Annotated in this window: 9 protein-coding genes; 4 read left to right on the top strand and 5 right to left on the bottom strand. The window is 55.7% G+C overall.

Features of this window, described 5'->3' with window-relative positions:
- The 3 genes from B9Z45_RS17055 to B9Z45_RS11070 all read left to right on the top strand — a co-directional run.
- The coding region (locus B9Z45_RS17055) for a hypothetical protein (protein ID WP_158270416.1) at positions 1–261 on the top strand (261 nt) is incomplete at its 5' end.
- Positions 262–2,382 (top strand): PAS domain S-box protein, encoded by a 2,121-nt coding sequence (locus B9Z45_RS11075; RefSeq protein ID WP_108407277.1) that lies wholly within the window; start codon positions 262–264, stop codon positions 2,380–2,382.
- 63 nt (positions 2,383–2,445) lie between these two features.
- Positions 2,446–3,540 (top strand): adenylate/guanylate cyclase domain-containing protein, encoded by a 1,095-nt coding sequence (locus tag B9Z45_RS11070; protein ID WP_108407276.1) that lies wholly within the window; start codon positions 2,446–2,448, stop codon positions 3,538–3,540.
- A 189-nt stretch (positions 3,541–3,729) separates the two neighbouring features.
- Here the strand turns inward: B9Z45_RS11070 and B9Z45_RS11065 are convergent, their stop codons facing one another.
- The 5 genes from B9Z45_RS11065 to B9Z45_RS11045 all read right to left on the bottom strand — a co-directional run bounded on the left by B9Z45_RS11065 (position 3,730) and on the right by B9Z45_RS11045 (position 7,498).
- Complete coding sequence (locus tag B9Z45_RS11065; RefSeq protein WP_108407275.1) at positions 3,730–5,112, bottom strand: HAMP domain-containing sensor histidine kinase; 1,383 nt, start codon at positions 5,110–5,112, stop codon at positions 3,730–3,732.
- A 16-nt stretch (positions 5,113–5,128) separates the two neighbouring features.
- Positions 5,129–5,830 (bottom strand): response regulator transcription factor, encoded by a 702-nt coding sequence (locus B9Z45_RS11060; protein ID WP_108407274.1) that lies wholly within the window; start codon positions 5,828–5,830, stop codon positions 5,129–5,131.
- Positions 5,831–5,963: 133 nt separating this feature from the next.
- Positions 5,964–6,434: a Spy/CpxP family protein refolding chaperone gene (locus tag B9Z45_RS11055; RefSeq protein ID WP_108407273.1), complete on the bottom strand. Its 471-nt coding sequence runs from the start codon at positions 6,432–6,434 to the stop codon at positions 5,964–5,966.
- Positions 6,435–6,784: 350 nt separating this feature from the next.
- On the bottom strand, positions 6,785–7,027 hold the full coding sequence (locus B9Z45_RS11050) for an SHOCT domain-containing protein (RefSeq protein WP_199221890.1): 243 nt from the start codon (positions 7,025–7,027) through the stop codon (positions 6,785–6,787).
- Positions 7,028–7,045: 18 nt separating this feature from the next.
- A complete protein-coding gene (locus B9Z45_RS11045; protein WP_158270415.1) occupies positions 7,046–7,498 on the bottom strand; it encodes a Spy/CpxP family protein refolding chaperone in 453 nt (150 codons plus the stop codon).
- A gap of 609 nt (positions 7,499–8,107) precedes the next feature.
- Here B9Z45_RS11045 and B9Z45_RS11040 point away from each other — a divergent pair.
- Positions 8,108–9,433, top strand: a complete 1,326-nt coding sequence (locus B9Z45_RS11040) for an NAD(P)/FAD-dependent oxidoreductase (RefSeq protein WP_108407284.1) — start codon at positions 8,108–8,110, stop codon at positions 9,431–9,433.
- Positions 9,434–9,462 lie beyond the last annotated feature (29 nt).

Genomic DNA, 9,462 nt, shown 5'->3' with positions numbered 1-9,462 from the left:
GGCTTACAAGTGGGCCAAGGCGAACAAAAAACGAAGGGAATATCAGAATGCGAAAGGAAAATCAAAAAAATCAAAACCATGCGGGGCGAAATTGCGCTCGCGAATGGGGTATTTCAGCAGCCTGTTAAGCGCAAAATGCCTTTGCTCAAGGGGTTTGCCAACACAACCCGACAGCACTGCAAGCACGCCAATGTTGGTTTGTATGCTTCATCAAACGGCCTGCAAACCATGGAACCACTGATGGCGTTCCACACCCACTGAATGAACACTGTCCACAGCCTCGGCCCCCATCCATCCAGCCAAGAGGCAGGCACTGAAATACGTCCAGAAGATTACGTCATCAAAGCGGGGGCATTGCAAACTGCCATCTTCAACAGCGCCAACTTTTCCAGCATTGCTACCGATGCCAAGGGGGTGATCCAGATTTTCAATGTGGGTGCTGAGCGCATGCTGGGTTATTTGGCCGACGAAGTGATGAACACCATCACCCCGGCTGAAATCTCAGACCCCCAAGAACTGATCGCTCGAGCGCATGCCTTGAGTGTTGAGTTTGACACCCCCATCACGCCGGGCTTTGAAGCCCTGGTTTTCAAGGCTTCGCGAGGCATTGAAGACATTTACGAGCTGACCTACATCCGTAAAGACGGCAGCCGGTTTCCGGCGGTGGTTTCGGTCACCGCTTTGCGAGACATCGACAAAGTGATCATTGGTTATTTGTTGATCGGCACCGACAACACGGCACGCAAACAGGTTGAAGCCGAACAAAAGAAGCTGGACCAGCGCTTGCGCGACCAGCAGTTCTACACGCGGTCCCTGATCGAATCCAACATCGACGCCTTGATGACGACCGACCCTGCCGGCATCATCACCGACGTGAACAAGCAAATGGAGGCGCTCACGGGCTGCACCCGCGATGAGTTGATCGGTGCGCCCTTTAAAAGTTATTTCACCGATCGGGAACGGGCCGAGGCAGGCATCAAGCTGGTGTTGAGCGACAAGAAAGTCACCAATTACGAGCTGACCGCTTGTGCCCGTGACGGCAAGAAAACAGTGGTGTCGTACAACGCCACCACTTTTTATGACCGCGACCGAAACCTTCAAGGGGTGTTTGCAGCGGCGCGAGATGTGACCGAGCGAAAACGGTTTGAGCAAGCCTTGCAAGAAACCAATGTCGAAATGGAAAGTGCCAAATCTGCCGCCGAAAAGGCCAACTTGGCGAAATCCGACTTTTTGTCGGGCATGAGCCACGAGCTGCGTTCCCCTCTGAACGCCATTCTCGGCTTTGCGCAGCTGATGGCCACAGCCGCGCCGCCGCCTTCGGACGTTCAAAAGGAAAGCATCACCCAAATTCTTCAGGCCGGCTGGCACCTGTTGAAGCTGATCAACGAGATTTTGGATCTGTCGGTGGTCGAGTCTGGCAAAGTGTCTTTGTCGCTGGAACCGGTGGCTCTGTCCGATGTGTTGTCGGAATGCCAAGCCATGATGGAAGCGCAGGCGCAAGAACGGGGAATCACGCTGAGCTTTCCACATTTTGACCAACCCAGCTTTGTGTGGGCAGACCAGACGCGGCTCAAACAAATCGTGATCAACCTGCTGTCAAACGCGATCAAATACAACCACCTCCAAGGTCAAGTCACCGTGGATTGCAGTGCTGTCTCTTCTGAACGTGTTCGCATCAGTTTCAAAGACACCGGCGCTGGCTTACCCCCTGAAAAAATGGCCCAACTGTTTCAGCCTTTCAACCGCTTGGGCCAAGAAGGTGGCAGCGTGGCAGGGACTGGCATTGGTCTTGTGGTGACCAAACAGTTGGTTGAATTGATGGGCGGTGTGTTGGGTGTGGACAGCGCGGTGGGCCAGGGCAGTGTGTTTTGGGTGGAGCTGAGCAGCACCCCAGCGCCAGCGCTCAAAGCCAAAACGTTCGATCAGACATTGCCCAAGCCGGCCCTGGAGCCGATGGATGCACCAGTGCGGACCCTTTTGTACATTGAGGACAATCCGGCCAATATGACATTGGTCGAGCGCTTGATCGACCGTCGCCCCGATATTCATTTGCTGAAGGCGATCAACGGCACGCTGGGGATAGAGCTGGCGCGATTGTCTTTGCCAGACGTGATTCTGATGGACATCAACTTGCCGGGGATCAGTGGCATTGATGCTCTCAAGGCGTTGCGCGATGACCCCATAACAGCGCATATCCCAGTGGTCGCCCTGAGCGCCAACGCCATGTTGCGTGACATTGAGATGGGGAAAAAGCTGGGCTTCTTTCGCTACTTGACCAAGCCCATTGTGGTCGAAGAATTGCTGAACACATTGGACTTGGCACTTCAGTTGGCTCAGACAACCGCCAACTTATATCAAACAATCGATGAGCCCTTGGTCTAAGGCTGTCACCGCCCTCACCATCAGGCCAATAGGCGCGCATCACACCCGCTGCCGGAGTCTCGCATGATCCAACACTCTGACATCCTGAAAGCTAAGCTGCTCATCGTCGACGATCAAGCTGCCAACGTGCTCCTGTTGGAGCGCATGTTGAGCAGTGCGGGTTACAGCGCGATAACTTCAACGAAAAATTCGACCGAGGTGCTTGAGTTGCACCGCCAAAACGCTTACGACTTGATCCTTTTGGATCTGAATATGCCGCATATGGATGGCTTTGAAGTGATGGAAAGCCTCAAAGGAATTGAGGGCCAGGGCACGCTGCCCGTTTTGGTCATCACCGCCCAACCCAACGAAAAACTGCGTGCCTTGAAAGCCGGGGCCTTGGACTTTGTGAGCAAGCCCTTTGACATCGCAGAGGTTTTGGCCAGAGTTCAAAACTTGTTGCAGGTGCGCTTGCTGAATTTAGAGACCAAAAAGCTGTACGAGCAAGTATTGGCGGCGCAAGAACTGTCCGACATGTTGCTGCACAACGTCCTGCCCCATGCGATTGTGAAACGACTGAAAGGGCGGACTAAATTCACAGCCGATCACCTCAGTCAAGCCATTGTCGACAGTTACGCCAATGTGACGGTTTTGTTTGCAGACATTGTGGGTTTCACAAGCTTTTCTGAAGGTGTGAGCCCCGAGGTGTTGGTGGAGGTTTTGAACGACCTTTTCACGCGTTTTGACCACATTGCAGAGCACCGCGGGTTAGAGAAAATCAAGACGATTGGTGATTGCTACATGGCGGCTGCAGGCTTGCCCACGGTAGTGCCTGACCACGCCGACCGTGCCGCGCACATGGCGCTCGACATGCTGGACGCTATCCAGGACTTCAATTCAACACGTCAGCATCCGCTCAACGTCCGAATCGGCATCAGCACGGGCGCAGCAGTGGCGGGTGTCATAGGCAAGAGCAAATTTCTCTACGACCTTTGGGGTGATGTGGTCAATACGGCCAGCCGCATGGAGTCACACGGCATGACCGGCCGAATTCAGATGACCGATGCTACGCACCAAGCCCTGACCCATCCTTTCGTCTTTGAATATCGCGGAGTCATTGAGGTCAAAGGCAAGGGCGAAATGGCCACTTGGCTTTTAAATGGCCGCGCTTTGGGGTGACTGGCTGACTTCAATCAGTCGTCAAGCAGCACCATCTAGCCCCAGCCACCCACACTTGCCGCCACACGCTGTTGCCTTGCAGATCTCGCCACGTGATGGTCTTCGTGGATTGGGCGCTGTCGGCGCTTGGAGCTCTCGGTGCTGGGGTTCGGTCCTCGGCAACATCGGCACATGGTTAAGGGCCTTGGTTTACGAAGTAAAAAGCACTTTGGGATCCGCCGGCACTTGTCCAGGCAGCGTCACCGTCACCGCCAAACCGGGTGTCGCATTGCGCACAGAAAAAGTACCGCCATGAGACTGGGCCACAAGTTTGCACAAGTACAGCCCAAGGCCCACACCGCCTTGGGCGCGAGTGCGTGCGGTGTCGGGGCGAAAGAAGGGTTCTGCCAGATGCTGCAACTGGTCATCGGGTACACCCGGGCCATGGTCACGCACTTCAAGCTCAATGCCTTGTCCCGCTGCGCGAAGGTGCAATTCGGTCGGAAGTCGTGCATCAGCGCTATGGCGAATGGCATTTTCCAGCAGGTTGCGCAGCAACAGGCGCATGCGGGCTGGGTCCAGCGGTAGGAGCGGTAATCCGGGGTCTGCTTGCAAGCTGATGAGGGGCCAGGTGTCAGGGGGCACTGGGTGGTTCGCCAACACCTCTGCCATCACCTCTTGTGCAATTGGGGCCAAGGCCACCCGCTCGCGTTGCAATGCGGCGTGCTCGGAGGCCAGGCGCTCGCTTTCCAGTAAATCGGTGATGAGCTCAGCCATTTCCTTCAAGTCGCGCAGCAGGGCCTGTCGCTGAGGGCTCACCTGGGCGGTTTCGGGCAGCAGCTCGGTATTGAGCCGGGCCCGGGTGAGTGGGCTGCGCAGCTCGTGGCTGATGGCGAGCAGCAAGGCCCGTTTGCCTTCGAGCATGCGTTGGATGTCACGTCCCATGGTGTTAATGGTCAGGGCAAGCTCGCTCAACTCGTCGTGCGCCTTGCTGCTGCGTTCTGGAATGGGCTGGCTGAAGTCGCCCGAGCCAAATCGGCGTGCGCCTTCTCCAATCGCTTCCAGCGGCCTCAGCAGGCGTCGTACATACAGCCAGGCCAGCAGCGTCAACAAGAGCAGCGCCGCAAGCGCATAGCCAATGAGGTGGGGCCGGCGCTCAAAGCTGTCTTCGTTGATGCCGAACACAATCGTGTGGCCATCGGTTGTACGGCGCTTCAAGACGTGTTGCCAATCTTGTCCGTCGTCATCGCTTTTGCGCTGCCATGGGGGCTGGCGCTGATCGGGGTGTGAAGCCCAGCGCACCTGCGGACCATCGATCTGCACAGTGATCGGCAAACGCTCGGTGAGGGACAGAGCACGCGCTACGCTGGGCTGTCCATTGGGCGTGATGTCTCCCGCCAAGTGGTCGACATAGTCCATCAGCAGAGGGCGTGCTGCTTCGCGCCAACCCACTGAAAACGCTTTTTGTGCGCCCGTGAAAAATACAAAGCTCATGGCCGCTGCCAACAGCAAAAATACCAGGACCATGCGCAGCTTGATGGAGTGTGCCACCCGGTTTTTGGTGCGCGTCCAGGACGAAAAAGAGGTGTTCATGCAGTGGGGCTTGCGCTCAAGTCTTAAGGCGGGGCAGCGCGAGGGCATAGCCCGCATTGCGCAGGGTTTTGATGCAGTCCAGCGGCTCCAATTTTTTGCGCAGGCGGCTCACCACAATGTCTACCGCACGGGTGTAAAGGTCGGCCTCGTGACCACGCAGCTGGTTCAGGATGTCGTCTCGGCTGAACACTTTTCCAGGCTCGCGTGCAAGCACGAGCAGCAGCTCGAACTCTGTGCCGGTGAGCTCAAGCGCCTCGCCTGCCCGGGTCACACTGCGACGTGCAGTGTCGATGTCCAGACCTTCAAAATGCAAGCTGGGCAAGTCGCTGAGGTTGCTTGTTTGCGCCATGCCGTTGGACTTTTGGCGGCGCAGTACGGTTTGCAAGCGCGCCACCAGTTCACGCGGCTCAAAGGGTTTGGGCAGGTAATCGTCAGCACCCAGTTCCAGACCTACCACGCGGTCCATCACATCACCGCGCGCAGTGAGCATGACGATGGGTATATCGCTTTCTTTGCGGATGGTGCGGCAAAGTTCAAAGCCGTCCATCTCGGGCAGCATCACATCCAAAATCACTGCATCAAAAGACTGATTGCGCAACAGGGCCAAGCCCTCGCTGGGGCGCGTGGCGTGGGTGAGTTGCAGCTCAAAGCGCTGAAAATAAGTGGCCAGAGGTGGGCCGAGTTGCGTGTCGTCGTCGATCAACAAAATGCGGTTCATGGGCTTATTCTGACAGGCCTTAGCCATCCGAAGCTGCGCGGTTCGTCGCCTTCCAAGAAGGATGATCCGACGGCGCGCAGCCCGGTTGCAAGATTGTTTTCTCTGGGTTGCCGCTGCTTTCAGGCCCCAGCAGTCAGCCTCGGTTCCACCAAGCGTGGCCGCGTTTGTCCAAGCGCTCGCGCACTTGCTTTTGTTGCGTGGCGTTCAGACTGTCATAAAAGTCGCCAAAGGCCTTCAGGATTTTTGGGCCGTTGCCCTGCATCACTTGCATTTTTTGGTCCATCAGGGCTTGTGCCCTGGTGCGGTCAAATTTGTCACCAGCCATCAGCGCTTTGAGGTCAGTGCGCGGACCTGCACCCTCGCCCCGAAGGGCGTTGCTAGAAACAATCATCTCGTCTGCCAAAACACCTAACTTTTGCTTTTGATCGGCGTTGAGTTCGAGTTTGCTGCCGATCTTGTCCATGGCTTTGCCACGTACCTCGGTGATGCGCTCATCGCTCCAGCCCTTGGCATGCTCGCGGTGGCTGCCACAAGCGGCTAGACCACCCAAAATCAAGGTGACGGCTGTGATGCCAAAGAGGCTTCGTTTGATCCAGGGTTTCATGACAGTTGTCCTTTCAAAGACGTGTTGAACATGACTGTCATGATGTCCAGCCCAAGCGCCTTTGGGGTGTCAGTAAGGTTCCTGTTTGTGTCGTTTTGTATCGGCCAACCTTGATTTCCTACGTGCTCTGATGGATCAAATGATCTTCTCAGGACGGCTTGCAATGCTTGCTGGCGTGCCAACGATCATTGCCAAGGTATGGTCAAACCCAAGCTTGCCGCCACACGCTGTCGTCCAGCAGGTCACGCCAAGCCATAACCTGAGTAGCTTTTGAAAACTCTGATTCGATCTCCACCAACTCAATCGGTTCTTATGGCAAGTCAGGTCGGATAACGCATGTGACCCGATAGTCAGCTCAGATCCCGTTTGCGGGCCTCGAATTCGGCTTTATCAATCTCACCGCGTGCGTAGCGCTCCTTTAGGATTGCCACCGAGCGATCTTCGCCGCACGGGTCGGTTGGGGCCCTGCCAATGCGCCATCGGGTGGCCAACAGAACCACGACAACGGCAACAACGACCACGAGCACCCAACCAAGCAGCCCGAACCCGAACATGTGGCCGCCGCCCCAACCCATCATGTGTTCGTAAGCCATGATTTTCCGATCGCCAAATCAGCGGCTACGCCAGTGACGGTTCAGTTTTTCGCGCTGATCTTTCGTCAACACAGCTTCAAGCTTTTTGCGTGTGTTCAGTTGCAACTCGAACATCGCTTTCTGGGCATCAGCCATCGCTTGGAAAGACTTTCGTGTCTCAGCTTCGTCCAATGGGCCAAGTCCGAACATGCCTTGCATATGGTGACCGTGTCCGTGCACCGTTCCCATGAGCTGCCACATTGCCTTGGAGGCCTGCTCGTGGATGCCCGCGATGGCTTTGTGCTGCTCTGGGGTGAGGTCCAAACCTGCGTAGGCAGCGTTGTCGCAACCGGAGATCATGCCTGGGCCCATGCCGTAACCGCCACCGTAGCCGCCCATCATTGCGGCCCCCTTGCCGTAAGGCTGGGCCATTGCGGCACTGGTCAACATCACAATTGATGTAAGGCCCGCGAGAGCATGTTTCAGTTTCATCATTTACCCCTTTGTTGATCATCCGGAATCGACCCGTGCCCATGACCACGTAAATGTGACGAGATAGATCGACTTGATAGGACAACCGGAAAGGATGCCTTAACCATCAAAGCATCGTAGGATCAGAAAGGGGTGTGGTCAGTGAGCAAGCGTACATTTGGGCGTGCCGCATCAGATTTAAACGGTTCAAGACCGGGCCAAAAATTCTTGCAGTCAAGCCCCCGTACCCTTAAAACCTTTCAAACCCAACCCTGCTGCCTCACACTGAGATCCTGCAGATCTCGCCTTGCAATCTCATGCACAGTTGTTGAAAAAAACCGATTCAATTTTTACCCGTTCAATCGGATAGGCCGGCAAGTCGGGTTGAATCACTTTCGAAGAAGCTTTCAAAGTGCAAAAGAATTTTTGCCCAGTGCATGGCTTGGGTTGACATGGCTTGAGGTCAGGGGCTTGCGCGTTGGCAGTCATCGGTTTTTTTGGTTTTGGCGATCTAATTGCGTAAAACCTCAAATTCATTCAGACTGCAAGCTTGGGATGTCCTCGGGAAGTGGTGTTTCACGTCGCTTGATTTCCCTGACCGAACTGGTCGACCTGATTGCGAGCATGAAAATGAGCAAACAACACAAAATTGTCATCGTGGGTGGTGGCGCTGGCGGTCTGGAACTCGCGACCCGGTTGGGACATTCCTATGGCCGACGTCAGCGCGCGCTGATCACGCTGGTCGATAAAAATCGCACCCACATCTGGAAACCCAAGTTGCATGAAATCGCTTCGGGCAGCATGGACCTGGGCGACCACGAAGTGGATTACATGGCCCAGGCCCATTGGAACCACTTCACCTTTCGAATTGGAGAGATCAAGGGGCTTAACCGCTCCAACAAAACCATCGAGCTCGCGCCTTATATGGATGAGCAGGGCCGAGCTGTGACGCCCTCCCAAAGCATTCACTACGACACACTCGTGATTTGCATTGGCAGCTTGAGCAATGACTTTGGCACCCGGGGTGTCAAAGAGCACGCGTTGAAGTTGGAGACGCAGCATGATGCCAAGTCGTTTCATTCCAGGATGGTCAATGCCTGTATCCGCGCACACAACCAGGCTGGGGTGATTCACAAACGCCAATTGCATGTGGCCATCATCGGCGCGGGCGCAACGGGTGTGGAGTTGGCTGCAGAGCTGCACCGAACCACGCGCGAGGTGGTGGCTTTTGGCCTGGACCGCATTGATGTGGACAAGGACATCAAAGTCAGCTTGATTGAGGCGGCTGATCGCATTTTGCCGGCCTTGGTGCCACGCTTATCGCAAGCCACTGAGCAACTTCTCTCGCGTCTGGGTGTTCAAGTGCTCACCAACTCCAAAGTGATGGAGGTCATGCCCACGGGCATTCGCCTGGCCGATGGCCGCGAGATCGAGTCCGAACTGGTGGTGTGGGCCGCAGGCGTGAAAGCGCCTGATTTCTTGAAAGACTTTGGTGGGCTGGAAACCAACCGGATCAACCAGCTGGTGGTCCATGACACACTTCAAACCACACGCGACCCCGATATTTTTGCATTGGGTGATTGCGCAGCTTGCCCCTGCTCGGATGCCGATGGCGGCCGGGCAGGCATTGTGCCGCCGCGTGCGCAAGCAGCGCACCAGCAGGCCACCCATATGTGGCAGCAAATTCAACGTCGACTGGCCAACAAGCCCCTAAAGTCTTACCGTTACAGAGACTTTGGCTCACTGGTGTCGCTGGGCAAGTTCAGCACGGTGGGCAACATGATGGGTGGCTTGATCGGCAAGAGTCTGATGATCGAGGGTTATTTTGCCAAGCTCATGTACCTTTCTTTGTACAAACTGCACGAACTCGCCATTCACGGCATCCTCAAAACCACCCTCTTTACCCTATCGCGCATGATCACCAAACAAACCAACCCAACGGTGAAGTTGCATTGAGCTTCACCTCTTGCAACAATTCCATTCAC

Source organism: Limnohabitans sp. 2KL-17, assembly GCF_003063415.1.
Taxonomy (GTDB): domain Bacteria; phylum Pseudomonadota; class Gammaproteobacteria; order Burkholderiales; family Burkholderiaceae_C; genus Limnohabitans_A.
This window is presented reverse-complemented; position numbering and strand designations above follow the sequence as displayed.

Excerpts from the sequence above, each read along its gene's own strand:
- B9Z45_RS11065 (WP_108407275.1), bottom strand. The coding sequence starts at position 5,112 with ATGAACACCTCTTTTTCGTCCTGGACGCGCACCAAAAACCGGGTGGCA.
- B9Z45_RS11060 (WP_108407274.1), bottom strand. The coding sequence starts at position 5,830 with ATGAACCGCATTTTGTTGATCGACGACGACACGCAACTCGGCCCACCT.
- B9Z45_RS11075 (WP_108407277.1), top strand. The coding sequence starts at position 262 with ATGAACACTGTCCACAGCCTCGGCCCCCATCCATCCAGCCAAGAGGCA.
- B9Z45_RS11050 (WP_199221890.1), bottom strand. The coding sequence starts at position 7,027 with ATGGCTTACGAACACATGATGGGTTGGGGCGGCGGCCACATGTTCGGG.
- B9Z45_RS11055 (WP_108407273.1), bottom strand. The coding sequence starts at position 6,434 with ATGAAACCCTGGATCAAACGAAGCCTCTTTGGCATCACAGCCGTCACC.
- B9Z45_RS11040 (WP_108407284.1), top strand. The coding sequence starts at position 8,108 with ATGAGCAAACAACACAAAATTGTCATCGTGGGTGGTGGCGCTGGCGGT.
- B9Z45_RS11045 (WP_158270415.1), bottom strand. The coding sequence starts at position 7,498 with ATGAAACTGAAACATGCTCTCGCGGGCCTTACATCAATTGTGATGTTG.
- B9Z45_RS11070 (WP_108407276.1), top strand. The coding sequence starts at position 2,446 with ATGATCCAACACTCTGACATCCTGAAAGCTAAGCTGCTCATCGTCGAC.